A 14,957-nucleotide genomic window follows, 5' to 3' on the forward strand; every position below is an offset into this window, starting at 1 on the left:
GCCCTGCCGTTCGTCGCGGGGGCCCCCGCGACGGTGCGGCTGCGCGTGAGCGACGCGCACGCGGCCTGGAACGACGGCGCGTGGACGCTCGCCGTCGACGCGGACGGGCGCGGCGCGCTCGCGCCCTCGCCGGTCGGCGCCGCGGACGGCGGCGCCCTGGACGTCGGCATCGGCGGCTTGACCGCGATGCTGATCGGCGCGCGGCGCCCGGCCCTCCTGCATGCCGCGGGCATGCTGACGGGCCCGGCCGACGCCGCGGAGGCGCTCGAGCGCGTGCTGCCCGCGCGCCAGACGTACCTCGCCGACTTCTTCTGAACGTCGGCCCGGCGCGCCGGGGCGGGCAGCCGGCATGAGGCGCCGTCGCCCGCGATCCGAGGGAGGCCCTTCCCGGGGGCCTCCTTTTTTTAGCAGCAAGGAAGCGGGACGAAGGCTATTGGACGCTCGTCGATTTGCTGTTATAATTTTTTATCATATCGGGGAGGGGGGAAGACAACGAAATGACGACGATCAAAGACGTGGCGCTGCGAGCGGGTGTCACGGTGACGACGGTGTCCAGAGTGCTGAACAACCGCGGATATATCAGCCAGGAGACTCGGGAGAAAGTGTATCGCGTCATGAAGGAGCTGCATTACCAGCCGAACGAAATCGCGCGGTCGTTAACGCGCAAGCGCTCGATGATCCTAGGAACGATCATTCCGTCGATCGCGCATCCGTTCTTCGCCGAGCTGACGCATCATATCGAGCGGTACGCCTCGGACCTCGGGTATAAAATATTGGTATGCAACTCGAGACTGGAGCCGAAGAAGGAAAAGGAATACATCGACATGCTCAAGAGCAACCGCGTGGACGGCATCTTTATGGCCAGCCATACGCTGGAAGTCGACGTGTACAAGAGGCTGCAGCAGCCGATCGTCACGTTCGACCGGCGCATCGCGGACATCCCGTACGTGTCGTCGGACAACGAGCAGGGCGGCAAGCTGGCGGCCGAGCTGCTGCTGCGCAAGGGCTGCGAGAAGATCGCGCTCATCTGCGGCAACCTAAGCCTCGACTTATTGAGCAACCGCAGAACGGAAGCGTTCGTCCGCGAGCTGCGGCGCCGGTCGGTCGAGCCGGTCGTGATCGAGCTGGGCCGGGACGTCTTCGAAACCGTCGACTACGGCAAAGCGGTCGGCGCGCTGTTCGACGCGCATCCCGACGTCGACGCCATCTTCGCCACCGGCGATATGGTAGCCATGCATGTACTCAAGTCGTGCGCGCAGCGGGGAATCGGGATTCCGGAGCGGGTGAAGCTGATCGGGTACGACGATATCGACACGGCCGCGCTCGTCAATCCGGGCTTAACGACGATACGCCAGCCGCTGGAAGCGATGGCAAAGTCGGTCGTGGACCTCTTGGACGGCATGGTGGCCGGGAACGAGGTGCCGCTCGAAAACGTGCACCCCGTGACGCTGATCGAACGGGAAACGACGTAGCTCGAAGCCGAATCCGCAGGGAGCCGGCATTTTTATAGTTCCACATGTCAACCGCTTGACATGTCAACCGCTTAACATATATACTCGCTACAAAAGGATGTCTACTATCCAAACAGAGGGGAAGATCGACCTTATGAAACGTTCTCGTCTCGGAATGGCAGCGCTGGTAGCGCTTGCATTGGTTGTCTCCGCATGCGGCGGCAACGGAAACCCTAGCACGAATGAAGGCGGCGCCGGCGGAGATGCGGCGGAGAAAGTCAAGATCACCTTGTTGAATTCGAAGTCCGAAATTCAGCAGCAAATGACGAACGCCGCGGCCGCGTTCATGGCGTCGAACCCCGGCATCGAGCTGGAAGTGATCACGGCGGCGGAAAGCCAATCTCCCGTAGAGCGCGCTTCGTCCTTGTACGCGGCGGGAACGCCTGCGACGCTCGCCATGCTGGACGCCGGCGATATCGCCAAGTTCCAGGATAAAGCGGCGGACCTGTCCGGCGAGAAGTGGGTCGCGGACCTCGCGCAGCCGAATCAGATCGACGGCAAGACGATCGCCTTCCCGTTCGCGATCGAGGGAACCGGCCTCATCTACAATAAAGCGGTGCTTGATAAAGCAGTCGGCGGCGCTTTCGATCCGGCCTCGATCAAGACGACTTCCGCATTGAAAGACTTGATGGCGAAGATCGAAGCGACGGGCGTCGCGCCGATGGTCATCGGCAGCATGGATTGGTCCCTCGGGAACCATTACCTCGCTATCGCTTATGCTACCCAGCCGGAAGGCGACGTAAACGCGTTCCTTGCGCAATTGAAGTCGGGCGGCGCGAATTTGGCGAATAACGCGGTATTTAACGGTCTGCTCGATACGTTCGACGTGCTGAAGCAGTATAACCTCGGCAAAGACGACCCGATAGCGATCGTGCTCGAGCGCAGCGCGGCCGCCGTCGCAAGCGGCGAAGCGGCGATGACGTTCAACGGCAACTGGCTCATTACGGAAATGCAAAAGACGAACCCTGAAGGCGACTTCGGCTTCATCCCGGTCCCGGTCAGCGACGATGCGGGCAACCCGGCGAACGCATCGCTCGCCATCGGCGCGACGAAGCAAATTTTCATCGACAAAGAAGCAAGCACGGAAGCGCAGCAGGCGGCGGCGAAAGCGTTCCTGAACTGGCTCGTCTACGAGGAAGCCGGACAAAACTTCCTGGTGAACGAGGCGAACGTCATCCCGGCATTCAAGAACATTACGCTGGAGCTTAGCAACCCGCTCGCGAAGTCGTTGCAAGCCTACAATAACGCCGGCCATGCGATCCCGTTCGCGGGCAACTACGTGCCGGGCGACCATTGGAAGGTATTGGGCGCGTCGATGCAGAAATATTTGGTCGACAAAGCCGACCGCGCGGCGTTGGCGGCGGAAATCGAAGAGTACTGGAAAAGCGTGAAGTAACCGGAAATCCGGGTGAGTTTCGATGTCGGTGGGGGCGTTCAGACGTCTCCCATCGACATTCCTTATTTTAACGACATATTTCTCGATACCGAATAATGGAGGAACCGTTATGATCTCCGAAAAACATCGGCTAAAGCGATGGAGCAATCAGCTCTTCTTTACCGGACCGACGATCCTGGCGTTCACCGCCGTCATCCTCGTCCCGTTCCTATACGGCATTTATATGACATTCTTTCAATGGGACGGCATCTCGTCCGCCACGCCTTACGTCGGATTCGGCAATTACGCGGAAGTCATCCGAGACGGAAAATTCTGGGCCTCGGTATGGCTGACGCTGAAATACGTCGTCGCCACGGTCGTGCTCATCAACGCGATCGCCTTCTTTCTTTCGTATTTGGTCACGTCCGGCATTCGGGGTCAAAATTTCTTCCGCGCCTCGTTCTTTACGCCGAATTTGATCGGCGGACTCGTGCTCGGTTTTTTGTGGCAGTTCGTCTTTAACAATCTGTTCGTCACGATCGGCAAGCGGTACGGCATCGACCTGTTCAGCAAGACGTGGCTGGGCGACGAGACGTTGGCGTTTTGGGCGCTGGTCATCGTGACCGTATGGCAATACGCCGGGTACATGATGGTCATCTTTATCGCCGGCCTGATGAGCGTGCCGAGAGACGTCATCGAAGCCGCCAAGATCGACGGCACCGGCGCCTGGAAGCAATTGACGCATATGGTGCTGCCGCTCATGGTGCCTTCCTTTATCGTTACTATATTCTTATCGCTGCAGCGCGGATTTATGGTGTACGACGTGAACTACGCGTTAACCGGCGGCGGACCGTTCGGCAGCACCGTGATGGCGTCCATGCACGTATATGACAAGGCGTTCGTCCGATTCGACTACGGCGTCGGTCAGGCGGAAGCGTTCGTGCTGTTTTTCCTCGTCGCGGGCGTCACGCTCGTTCAGGTTTATCTAGGTAAGAAAATGGAGGTGGAAGCCTAATGAGAACGCAGCGGCTTCTACAGAACGTATTCAACTACGCGGTGCTGATCGCCGCGCTGGCGGGATTTATGATTCCGTTCGTATTGCTCGTCTTCAACTCGTTCAAGACGAACGCGCAAATCATCGAGTCGCCCCTTGCGCCGCCGAGCTCGCTCGGGTTCGGCAACTTCGCGGCGGCCGCCCGGGAGATGAACTATTTCGGGAGCTTTTGGAATTCCGGGGTCATCACGTTCGCGAGCGTCCTGCTCATCGGACTGTTTTCGTCGATGGCGGCCCACTATTTCGTTCGAAACAAGACGAAGTTCAACAACCTGTTTTTCTTCGTTATGGTCGCGTCCATGATCATTCCGTTCCAAGCGGTGATGATTCCGCTCGTTTCGATTTACGGCCAGAAGCTCGGCTGGATCCAAGCGGCGCCGGAGCTGACGCTCGTCTTTATGTATCTCGGCTTCGGCAGTTCCTTGGCCGTGTTCATCTATCACGGTTTCATTAAGAGCATTCCGCAGGAGCTGGAAGAAGCAGCGTTCATGGACGGCTGCAGCCGCCGGCAAACGTTCTTCCGCATCGTCATGCCGGTGCTGATGCCGACGACCGTGACGATCGTCATTTTGAACGTGCTTTGGATTTGGAACGACTTCTTGCTCCCGCTCCTGATTTTGCAAAACGCAGGAAGAGACAGCTTTACGCTTCCGTTAGCGATCCAGGTGTTCAAGGGAACCTATACGTCCGACAACGAGAAATTTTTGCCGGCCGTGCTGCTGGTTATCTTGCCGATTCTTGTGGTCTATTTGTTCGCCCAACGGTTCATCATCCAGGGCGTCACCCAAGGCTCGGTAAAATAACGACCGTTTCGTGCGTACGTTAAATCAACAGTCAGGGGTGCAATCTTGGAACAGATGAAGCAACTTGGGGTACTCGGACATCGAGACGCGTTGGAAAAAGCCGAAGAAGCCGTCGAGCGGGGCGTTCGAACGATGCCGAACGATCCGCATCGGCCGCAGGCGCATGCGGTACCTCCCGTCCATTGGATGAACGATCCGAACGGACTCATTTATTATAAAGGCGAATATCATTTGTTTTATCAATTCAACCCGTACGGCCCGGCGTGGGGCACCATTCATTGGGCTCACCTAAAAAGCAAGGATCTCGTGCATTGGGAGCGGCTGCCGATCGCCCTTGCGCCGAGCGAGACGTACGATGTCGACGGCTGCTTCTCCGGCAGCGCCGTCGAGCATGAAGGGAAATTGTATTTGTTTTACACGGCGAACGTCTTTACGACGCCCGTCGGCATTCCGGACGACTTGCTGCAGACGCAATGCGTCGCGGTATCGAAAGACGGGGTCACGTTCGAGAAGCTTCCGAACAATCCGATCATCGAGGCGCCGCCGGAGCACATCGGGCAGACGAATCATTTTCGAGATCCGAAGGTGTGGAAGCACGATGACGCTTGGTACATGGTGCTCGGCGCGAAGAAGGACGGTCGCGGCAAGGTAATCGCGTACAAGTCGAAGGATTTGCTTCATTGGGAATTTTTCCAAGTGCTGACGGAAAGCGACGGTACGATGGGGTATATGCACGAATGTCCGGATTTGTTCCCGCTCGGCGGGAAGGACGTGCTGCTGCTTTGCCCGGAAGGCGTACAATCGACGCCGTTGTCCGGCTATTACGTCGGCGAGTTCGATTACGAAACGGGGCGGTACGCGCACGGGCCGTTCTTCAAGCTCGATTACGGCTTCGACTTCTACGCGCCGCAGACGTTCACCGACGACCGGGGGCGCCGGCTTCTATTCGGTTGGATGCCGATGGACGGCAAAGCGCTAGGGAAGCATTGGGCCGGCAGCATGACGCTCCCGAGAGAATTGACGCTGGACGGCGACAACCTGCTGCGGGTTCGTCCCGCGGCGGAGGTCGAAGCGCTGCGAGGGAACCGCCTCGCGCACGGCGAATATGTCGTGACGGACGATCGCCTGCATGAATTTTCGGGGATGGAAGGCGACGCATACGAATTGATCGTGACCTACGACCTATCCCGTTCTACCGCCTTCGAATTCGGTTTGCTCCTGCGCGCTTCCGAGGATGGGCGGGAGCAGACGGTCCTTGCGTACGACGCCGCCGCCGGGGAAGTGACGTTCGATCGCACCCTCTCCGGCGCCGGCAAGCAAGGGATCAGCGCCTACCGCTTGCGTCGGGACGCGTCGGATACCTTGGAGCTGCGAGTGTTCCTGGACCGCTCGACGCTCGAATTGTTCGTGAACGACGGCGAGGCCGCCATGACCGGCTTTGTCTTCCCCGCGCCGGACAGCCGGGGCGTTCGGCACTTCGCGAAAGGCGGCGCCGCCGCGATTACCCGCATCGATTTTTGGAAGCTGAAGTAAGGCTGGGGCGTAGGAAGGCCGAAGGTCCGCCGCTGCGATTTTCCCCGCGGGTAGCTTTCATCCGCGTGAAATCGTGTTATGATATGGGGGAGAGGCGGTGGACATGCGAGATGGATGACAACAATCCGACGACCCGAAAGCAAATCATGACGATGCTGCGCCGGCGCGGCCCGCTTAACGCGTACGACATCGCGAAGCAGCTGGGCATCTCCGACATCGCCGTGCGCCGCCATCTAAACAATCTCGAGCGGGATCGCATCGTGGGGGTCGAGACGGTCCGTCAAGCGATGGGGCGGCCGACGTTCGTCTACTCGCTCACCGAGCAGGCGGAAGAGCTGTTCCCGAAGCATTATGCGGATATTACGTTGGAATTTCTAAACGACGTTCAGGAGCTGCAAGGGCCGGAGGCGATCGAAGCGCTGTTCGAACGCCGGGAAGGACGTCTAGAGCAAAAATATAAGGAACGCCTTGGCGGGCTGTCGACGCAAGGGGACGCGGACGAGCTCGCGGCGCGCGTCGACGGGCTGGCCGCGATTCAAGAAGAGCGCGGCTACATGGCCGAATGGCGCAAGGAAGAGCGGGACGGCGGCGGGGCAAGGTACTTCATCACCGAGCACAACTGCCCGATCCATGCGATCGCGCACAGCTTCAACCAAGCGTGCAGCAGCGAGCTTTCGCTGTTCCGCAAAGTGCTGGACGCCGATGTCGAGCAGCTTGAGTGCAAGGCGAAAGGCGGACAGCGCTGCGTCTACGAGGTGAAGCCGAAGGCGGAGCCGTAACCGTTAGGCGGCCGCCCGATTGCTTCCCGCCTGGGACAGATGACCATTCGCGCCGCGCCCCCTTCCCATAGACTGTGGGTGTAAGCTGATTCGAAGCATCCGCTGGGGAGGAAGATACGAATGGCATATGTAGGGAAGGGCGTAGAAGCAGGCTGCAACGTATGGACGACGACGGGCGCGATTTTGGTGCTTTTCATCCTGCTCGTCATTATTTCGCGCTCCTTCGGCTTGTAACGCAGCAAGCGACAAGGGAAGGAAAGAGAATCGGACCGAGGCGGCCGCCTCGGAACGGTTCTCTTTTTCATTCCGGGATTTCCATAAAGAAAGTCATCAGAAGACAAGAGAAGACAAAATGTTCTTATGGTTACGTGAAGAGGCACCTCCCATAATCGATGAGTAGGAGGAGGAGACGCGCATGAACCTGGAGGAGATGAAGCGACGCACGACGAAACGGGAAGCCTGGATCGGCAGGGAGGCGCTTCGCACGCTGCGGGAACGGGGCGAGGAGCCAGCGCTGCAAGCCGCGAGGGCGAAGCTGCTGGAGGACGCGGACGCGTGGCTTACCGCGAAGCCGTTCACCGTGTTGGATAAGAAGCATATGCCGCCGTCGCGGGATAAACACGACTATATGAGCTTATCGGTGTACAATTGGCCGAACCCGGACACGCCGGACGGGCTGCCGTACGTAACGCGGGACGGACTCGTCAACCCGGAGGTGGAGGAGTACGACCGCCCGTCCATGGCGCGGATGGTTTCCGCCGTGGAGGCGCTGTCTTTGGCGTACGGCCTAACCGGCGACGAACGATACGCAAGCAAGGCGGCGGGGCTCGTCGACGCTTGGTTTTTGGACCCGGCGACGCGCATGAACCCGCATTTGCTGTATGCCCAGTACATTCCCGGCAACGGCGGCTTCGATCGGATGGAGCGGTATCCGGCCGTCTATGTGCCCGGCGTCGAAGGGGAGGGCATCTATGTCGCGTTCGGCGGGGTTATCGAAAGCACGGTGTTTATTCCGTTCCTGAACGTCGTGCCGCTGCTTGAACCGAGCCCGTCATGGGACGCCCGGAAGGCGGAAGGGCTGCGGGCGTGGTTTCGAACCTACCTGCACTGGCTGCTCGAGCACCAGCACGGCAAAGACGAAGCGGGCTGCCTGAACAATCACGGATCCTGGTACTGCAACCAGATCGTAACGTATGCGTTATTCTCGGGGGAAGAAGAGATCGCGAGGTCGTTCTTGACCGAACGCGTACCCGCGCGCATCGCCATGCAAATTCGGCCGGACGGCAGTCAGCCGGAAGAGCTCGTTCGCGCCATCGCATTCCATTATGTCGTCTTCGGTCTCCTGTCGTTCTTCAACTGCGCGGCGCAGGCGGCGGAGCTCGGCATCGACCTATGGAGGTACGAGACGGCGGAGGGCAGCGGACTGCGGCGCGGGCTCGATTGGCTGGTCCATCATCTGGATCGACTGGACGAATGGCCGTACAAATCTGTGAAGCCGCTCGAGGAGTCCCTGCCCGATGTCGCGCCGTTATTGTCGATGGCGTTTGAAGCGTACGGCGATCCGGCTTACGCGGCCGCGCTGGAACGGCTCCCGGCTTATCCGTTCGATCATCGGTACCGGCTGCTTTTTCCCGCCCGCGCATAATGCACCGCCGGCGCGAACCGGGCGGGGATTGACGACTATGCATCCTTCGGGGCGAAAGGCCCCGAAGGATGTTGTTTTTTTCTATGGGCTGAGGCATTATCTTTAATAGGGTCAACGATGCATGCTTGCGGAACGAAGGGGGGGGGGCCGGATGTTCTCTTACGATCATTTCGTCATCGGCATTACGCTGCTCAATATCGGGCTCGCCAGCTTCGTCATCTTTCTCGAGCGGCGCAACGTCGCTTCCACCTGGGCGTGGCTGGTCGTGCTGCTGTTCCTGCCGGTCGTCGGCTTCGCCGCATATGCGTTCTTCGGGCAAAACCTCAGCAAGCGAAAGATGTATAAGCTCGGCCGGGAGACGGAGGAGCGGCTCCGCGCCGTCATCGACGCCCAGCGCGCGGAATTTAAGCTTCGCACCGTCCCGTTCCGAGACCCGGCGATGAATCGGTACCGCGATATGATGTACATGAACTTAATGAGCAGCTCGGCGGTCTATACGCAAAACAACGACGTTCGCATCTTCACGGACGGGAACGAGAAATTCGAGGCGCTGCTCCAAGATATCAAGGCCGCGGAGCGCAGCATTCATCTGCTTTATTATATCGTCAAAGACGACGAGCTCGGGAACCGGCTGCTGGATGCGCTCGCGGGGAAAGCGGCGGAGGGCGTCGAGGTTCGTTTCTTATATGACCAGATCGGCAGCCACCGGCTGTCCGCGCGGTTTTTCAGCAGACTGACGAAGGCGGGCGGGCAAGCCGCCGCCTTCTTTCCGTCCAAAATTCCGTACGTCAACATCCGGGTCAACTACCGAAATCATCGCAAACTTGTCATTATAGACGGCAAATACGGGTACATCGGGGGCTTTAACGTCGGGGACGAATACGTCGGCCGCAACGCCCGCTTCGGCTATTGGCGGGACACCCATCTGCGCATCGAAGGCAGCGCGGTGCTGCAGATGCAAATCCAATTTTTGCTCGATTGGAACCTTGCATCCCCGTTGAAAGCGGGAGCCGACGAGTCGTATTTCCCGCCCAGCGCGTTCAATGGCGTCGTCGGCGTCCAAATCGTCTCGAGCGGTCCGAACTTCCCGATCGAACATACCCGCAACGTCTATTTGAAAATGATCCACGCAGCCAAGGAAAGCATCTTTATCCAAACGCCGTATTTCATTCCGGACGAGAGCGTGTTGACCGCGCTGAAGATGGCCGTCTTATCCGGGGTCGACGTTCGCGTCATGATCCCCGGAAAGCCCGATAAGCGGATGGTGTATTGGGCCTCGTATTCGTATTTAGGCGACTTGCTCGAGCTTGGGATGCGCTGCTTCTTGTACGACCGAGGCTTTCTCCACGCGAAGACGATCGTCGTCGACGGGGAGGTAGCGTCGGTCGGGACGGCCAACTTCGATATACGAAGCTTCCGGCTCAATTTCGAGGTGAACGCGGTATTGTACGATACGACATCGGCCGGCCGGCTCCGCGATGCGTTCGAGGAAGATATGGCTTACTGCCGGGAGCTCACGTACGAGGAATATCGCAGCCGACGGAAGGTGGAATATTTCCGCGAGTCGCTTATCCGGCTGTTGTCGCCGATCTTGTGACGAGCGGCTGAGCGCCGCGGCCAGCAGGCTACGGGCGCGCTAGCTGCTCCCGATCGGGCGAAAGCGGCGTCTGCTCCAGCCATTTGTTTTTGATCATAAGCTTGGCCCCTGCTTCCGCGTACAAACCGATCTCGGCCGTAAGACGTCCGTACTCGACATGAATATCGTGCCGCTGGCTCCCTGATAATGCCGCCCCGTAATTGAAAATGCCCAACGCGTTCAACCCCGTCACGTGAAAGAGCATGAGTTTGTCCGAAAAGGGGGGCTCTTGGGAGTCCATCACGTCATGATCCCAAGACATAGGAACCGGCAAGTCGTTTTCTTTAAGCTTCTCGCTGAAAACCTCCATGTGATGCTTAGCGATTTTCTTGCCGAGCTTGAAATATTCTCGGATTTCGTCGGACCGTGCGACCTGGCTAAAACCCATAATCAGGGCTTTCCCCAAGGCGTTCGTTTGTATATTGGAAAACAGGTGGGTAATCTCCAGCGCATTGAGAGGGCGGACATCGCCGAAGAAGCCGGCCATGAATTTTGTCGATTCGACGAATTCGACGCCGTGCGAAACCGTGATGAACGGCGGCCTGATAAATATCCCTTTCGACAGGGAGAGGTCTGCGACTCTGTTATATAACTCCGTTAACGAAACGATGCACTCGGACATAAACTCCCGAACGTCGGCGCGGGCGATATTCGGCAAAGCGATCGTGTATAAACTGAATCCGCCTTTCGTCGTTTGATGTATGTAATGTAACACGAAAGTATCGGAAAACAGCTTCGGCGCGTCGAGGTTGACGTCCTGCTCCGTGAAGCCTACCGGTATGGGGAACGCCTCGCTGCGGAAGATGTCCTCGATCGTCGCCACATGCTTCTTCGACAGCGACAGCGCGTACTCTAGGACTTCTCGGATTTGCGAGTCCTCCATATGGCGAAGAAAGTATTGAAGGATGCAGCACCCCATGCTATTCCCTTGATATGCGCCCCATAGGTTGGCGATTTCGGCCGATGTCAATCGGATGTTATGCTCGGTTAGCGTAGCGCTCATGCGATGAATTCCTTCCTTATTGACGGTTTCCTATAGTTTGGCAATCCCGTAGAAAAATTATCACGCTTCCGAGCGAATAAGGACGGCCGCCCCTCGCAGCGATGCAAAGGGCGGCCATTTAGATCGGTATAAGATAATTATTATTTCGCTCGAAGCAGCTCCGTCCACAATTCGCCTGGCTCGTAGCCGAGGCGCCATGCGGCGATGCCCGCCAGATCATGTTTCTTGGCGATTTCGACCCGCTTTAGGATGGAAGGGATGTTTTCCATCCAAAATACGTATCGCTTGCCGTCTTTCGTGTACTCGACCTTCTCGAGCCCGTACCTCTCGTCTTCGGAGCGGACGACGTTCGATGCGGTCGAGAGCGTCGATTCGAGATCTTTCATCCAGGCGGCTTTGTTGGATACCAGCTTGCCGGCCGCATCGACTTCCCAAACCCGGACGTAGAACGGAACGCCGAGCAGCAGCTTGGAGCGCGGGATGCCGTAGCTTAAAAACTCTTCGACGCCTTGCTCCGTCCAGCTCATGCCGGCAACCGGGCCCGGAGAGGCGCTGCCGCTGTAAAACTGGTCGTACGTCATAATCGCTATATAATCGACGTACTGGTGCAGCTTCTCATGGTCGAACGCCGTCTGGTGATTCCAGGCGACGCTGCCCCGCGGCAAGTCGATCGTCAACTGCAGCCCCGCCCCGCGGACGGCTTCGCTAAGCGACTTGACGAAAGCGGTGTACTTGTCTCGATCCTTGCCCGCCATGCTTTCGAAGTCGAGATTGACGCCGTCGACCTTCAGAGCGACGAGGCGCGATACCAGCGCAGCGATGAACGACTGCTGCGCGGCGGCGTCCGCGAGGAAGGCGGAGGTCAGCTTCGAATCGAATTGGTTGTGGACAAGCGGGTGGATCTTCACCCCTTGCGTCTTTAGCCATGCGACCGTCTCCGGATTGCTGTCGTCCTTTAGCGTGCCTTTGGCGTCCGCAAGATAAAACCATGTCGGGGAATCGATATCGAGCCCCTGCGTGTTCGCTACGTGGTTTTGAATCGTCGCATGGTTGGAAGAGCCGTTCCATGCCAGGTACAGCAGGTCCTTCAGGTTATCCCACACGCGAAGACCGTCGAGCGTGACGACTTCGGCGTTCGCGTACCCGCGGCCGAACGAGGCGGCGTCGGCCGGCGAGTCGAACGCGCTTAGCTTCTTGCCGGATTGCAGTACCGCGTAGTAGCGTTCGTTCGACCAGATGCGGCGCGTCTCCCATTCGACGTGCGCGTCCGTCAGCTTCGAGGCCGCGGCGATCGCCGGCGTTACGCTCGGGAACGACGCCTTCTTGATACCGTTCTGATAAACGACGTAGGGGTGTGCGTTCGTGAAAACCGTCGTCATTCGGCCGGTATGGACGATCGAAGCGTTCGCCCATTTCAGCGCCTCGGCAACGGCATCCTCCAAATAAGCGAAGCCCCAGCCTTCAAGCGTCTTGGCGCCTTGGTAGACGCGGTACGTCTCCGGACCTGCGCGAAGCTCCGCTTTGCGTTCGGCCGACAGGTTGTCCCAGACCCACTTGTTGCTCGCTTTGTCGATAATGTGCGCGTTCGCCCACTTCTTCGCCTCCGCCTTCGCCAAATCCAACGTCGGGAACGTCCATGTCGGCAGCGTCTTATCCCCTTGGTACAGCGTGTACCCCGGGTGATCCGGATAATTGTCCCACGCCCAGCCGCCGCCTGCCAGCGGACGGACGCTCGCGTTCGCCCACTTCTTCGCTTCGGCGATCGCCGCTTCCAGCGTGGCGAATTCCCACTCGGGCTTGCTTTTGTCGTTCTGGTACACCTTGTACGACGGGAAGCTGCTCCATACCCACGTGCGGCTGCCGATTCGTTCCACATACGAGTTCTTAAAGCCCCGCGCGTAAGCGATCGCCTGGTTCTGATCGGCGAACTCCTTCAAGGCGTTGTCGTTCTGGTACACCCGAAACTTCGACGTGCGATCCTCCGCCGCGAGCGCGCCCGCCGGCGCCAGCGATCCGAAGAGCATGGAGCAAGCGAGGACGGCGGTTGCCGCTGATTTCCAGTTCATGCGTTGACGGTTCTCCTCCCATACGAACGAGTCTATGAATCTCTAACTCTTGTACGAGAGAAGCTGCCGTATTGTTGCGTTACAAGTTTATCCAACGAGCGGCGTCATGCGCGGACGTCGACGACGATTTCGTCCTCCAGCCGGAAAACAATGTCGTCCCGATAGGCATGGCGTCCGTATCGCGTCAACATATACCTCGATACGGCCTCCGCCATATTCGCTTCGACCCAGACGACGTCCCGCCCTTCGACGCGCAGCTCCGCCGAATAGCCGAGCTCGTCGTCGTAGACGAGCTCGACTTGCACTTGCTCCGGCCGAATGCCGCGGCGCTCCGCCATATGAAGGCAGATCGCGTTGACGAGCTCGGCTTCGGATAACGTCGTCACCGGTAATCCCCTCCGGGACGTCTCCGGTTCGTAAACGCGCGGAACGCTTTGCGCACCAGCACGAACAGCAGGTAGATCGCAAGGACGTTGATCAGCAGACCTAAAATCGAGCCGAAGGCGCCCAGCCCGGACAGCAGTCCGCCGAACATGAGTCCGGCGAGTCCGCCGAGCATAAGGCCGCGCATCAAGCCTCCGCCTCCGAAGCCCCTGCCGGCGCGGCCGGTCGTCGCCCCGGGCGTCGTGCCGGCGCGGTTCGTCGCTCCGTTATCGACATTGTCGGTGCGCGGAGACGTCCGAGCGGGCGCGTCAGGGGTGTACGATCGGGAGGGAGAGCGGTAGCGCTTCGCGTCCGCATGATCGACGAGCGGGGCGCTCGCGGCGAAGACGAGGGTGAAGGCGAAAAACAGCGTCGCGATTTTCTTCCACATTTTCGGTATGGTCTCCTCTATTGGGCAAAGTGCGGCATTTACGGAGTAGTGTGAGCCATGGCTTCGAAATGTATGCCGAAAGTTTGTTATGATGGAGGAAGCACAATCGGGAGAAGGGGGAACGGCGATGCGTTCGGACTATCCGCAAGCGTATGTTCGATTTTTGGCGCATTTCCATGGCGATCGCGATTTCTTCGAATGCCATGAGCTGCTCGAGGAATATTGGAAGGCGCATCCGGAATCGCCGCACCGGGAAACCTGGGTGGGGCTGATTCAAGCGGCGGTGGGGCTGTACCATTACCGGCGGGGCAATGCGGCGGGGGCGGTCAAGTCGCTCGCGGGTTCGCTGCGCCGCTCGCCGCCCGGAGGGCTGACGGCATTGGGCATCGAAGCGGAGCGCTGGCGCGAACGGCTGGCGGAGGCGCTGCAGGCCGTACGCGACGGCGAGCCGTATCGGGACGTCGAGATCCCGCTGGCGGACGAGCAGCTCCTCGCGGAAGCGAGGCGGCTTAGCGAGGCGACAGGGCGCGTCTGGGGCGCGCCGAGCTCGATGGAGGACGCGTCGATCCTCCATCGGCATACGCTCCGGGACCGCTCGGACGTTATCGAGGCGCGTCGGCGGTCGCTCGCGGCGCGTCGCGGCGGTCGATGACAACGATGCCGTTGCCGTAAATTTGTCCGTCCGACGAGAGACGGAACGCGCTCCGCTCCGGCGCGTAGTCGAGGCGAAGCCGCTCC

General features: G+C 59.3%; 15 protein-coding genes. 11 read left to right on the forward strand and 4 right to left on the reverse strand.

All coding sequences use genetic code 11. The annotated features are described in order from the left end of the window. The 10 genes from VEZ38_RS20495 to cls form a co-directional block, all read left to right on the forward strand. Window positions 1-315, forward strand: a 315-nt coding sequence (locus tag VEZ38_RS20495; protein ID WP_324896880.1) for a sterol carrier protein domain-containing protein, incomplete at its 5' end; no start/stop codon positions are given. Between the two features lie 182 nt (window positions 316-497). Further along, window positions 498-1,472: a LacI family DNA-binding transcriptional regulator gene (locus tag VEZ38_RS20500; protein WP_324896882.1), complete on the forward strand. Its 975-nt coding sequence runs from the start codon at window positions 498-500 to the stop codon at window positions 1,470-1,472. A 133-nt stretch (window positions 1,473-1,605) separates the two neighbouring features. Next, on the forward strand, window positions 1,606-2,907 hold the full coding sequence (locus tag VEZ38_RS20505; protein WP_324896884.1) for an ABC transporter substrate-binding protein: 1,302 nt from the start codon (window positions 1,606-1,608) through the stop codon (window positions 2,905-2,907). A gap of 109 nt (window positions 2,908-3,016) precedes the next feature. Further along, complete coding sequence (locus VEZ38_RS20510; RefSeq protein WP_324896886.1) at window positions 3,017-3,901, forward strand: sugar ABC transporter permease; 885 nt, start codon at window positions 3,017-3,019, stop codon at window positions 3,899-3,901. Then, the gene (locus VEZ38_RS20515; protein ID WP_324896888.1) at window positions 3,901-4,743 is read left to right on the forward strand and encodes a carbohydrate ABC transporter permease; all 843 of its coding nucleotides are present in this window, start codon (window positions 3,901-3,903) and stop codon (window positions 4,741-4,743) included. Before VEZ38_RS20510 ends, VEZ38_RS20515 begins: the two co-directional genes overlap by 1 nt. 54 nt (window positions 4,744-4,797) lie before the next feature. Further along, entirely contained in the window at window positions 4,798-6,276 is a 1,479-nt protein-coding gene (locus VEZ38_RS20520; RefSeq protein WP_324896908.1) for a glycoside hydrolase family 32 protein, read from the forward strand. Window positions 6,277-6,386: 110 nt separating this feature from the next. Then, window positions 6,387-7,055 carry a metalloregulator ArsR/SmtB family transcription factor gene (locus VEZ38_RS20525; protein WP_324896890.1) on the forward strand — a complete coding sequence of 223 codons (669 nt, stop codon included), beginning with the start codon at window positions 6,387-6,389 and terminating at the stop codon, window positions 7,053-7,055. 120 nt (window positions 7,056-7,175) lie between these two features. Beyond that, window positions 7,176-7,289, forward strand: coding sequence for a YjcZ family sporulation protein (locus tag VEZ38_RS20530; protein WP_324896891.1), 114 nt, complete (start codon window positions 7,176-7,178; stop codon window positions 7,287-7,289). Window positions 7,290-7,470: 181 nt separating this feature from the next. Next, window positions 7,471-8,700 carry an alginate lyase family protein gene (locus tag VEZ38_RS20535; RefSeq protein WP_324896893.1) on the forward strand — a complete coding sequence of 410 codons (1,230 nt, stop codon included), beginning with the start codon at window positions 7,471-7,473 and terminating at the stop codon, window positions 8,698-8,700. A 151-nt stretch (window positions 8,701-8,851) separates the two neighbouring features. After that, the gene (gene cls / locus VEZ38_RS20540; RefSeq protein WP_324896895.1) at window positions 8,852-10,297 is read left to right on the forward strand and encodes a cardiolipin synthase; all 1,446 of its coding nucleotides are present in this window, start codon (window positions 8,852-8,854) and stop codon (window positions 10,295-10,297) included. A gap of 28 nt (window positions 10,298-10,325) precedes the next feature. On the opposite strand, the gene VEZ38_RS20545 is transcribed toward cls, so the two are convergent. From VEZ38_RS20545 to VEZ38_RS20560, 4 genes are all read right to left on the reverse strand, one after another. After that, complete coding sequence (locus VEZ38_RS20545; protein WP_324896897.1) at window positions 10,326-11,339, reverse strand: DUF3231 family protein; 1,014 nt, start codon at window positions 11,337-11,339, stop codon at window positions 10,326-10,328. Window positions 11,340-11,479: 140 nt separating this feature from the next. After that, window positions 11,480-13,405 carry a glycosyl hydrolase family 18 protein gene (locus tag VEZ38_RS20550; protein ID WP_324896899.1) on the reverse strand — a complete coding sequence of 642 codons (1,926 nt, stop codon included), beginning with the start codon at window positions 13,403-13,405 and terminating at the stop codon, window positions 11,480-11,482. A 104-nt stretch (window positions 13,406-13,509) separates the two neighbouring features. Beyond that, window positions 13,510-13,791, reverse strand: coding sequence for a DUF2653 family protein (locus VEZ38_RS20555; RefSeq protein WP_324896901.1), 282 nt, complete (start codon window positions 13,789-13,791; stop codon window positions 13,510-13,512). Beyond that, window positions 13,788-14,219 (reverse strand): hypothetical protein, encoded by a 432-nt coding sequence (locus VEZ38_RS20560; protein WP_324896904.1) that lies wholly within the window; start codon window positions 14,217-14,219, stop codon window positions 13,788-13,790. The genes VEZ38_RS20555 and VEZ38_RS20560 overlap by 4 nt, the downstream gene beginning before the upstream one ends. Before the next feature lie 127 nt (window positions 14,220-14,346). On the opposite strand from VEZ38_RS20560, the gene VEZ38_RS20565 reads away from it, so the two are divergent. Next, the gene (locus VEZ38_RS20565) at window positions 14,347-14,871 is read left to right on the forward strand and encodes a DUF309 domain-containing protein (protein ID WP_324896906.1); all 525 of its coding nucleotides are present in this window, start codon (window positions 14,347-14,349) and stop codon (window positions 14,869-14,871) included. Window positions 14,872-14,957: the final 86 nt, after the last annotated feature.

The organism is Paenibacillus sp., assembly GCF_035645235.1.
Lineage (GTDB): Bacteria > Bacillota > Bacilli > Paenibacillales > YIM-B00363 > Paenibacillus_AE.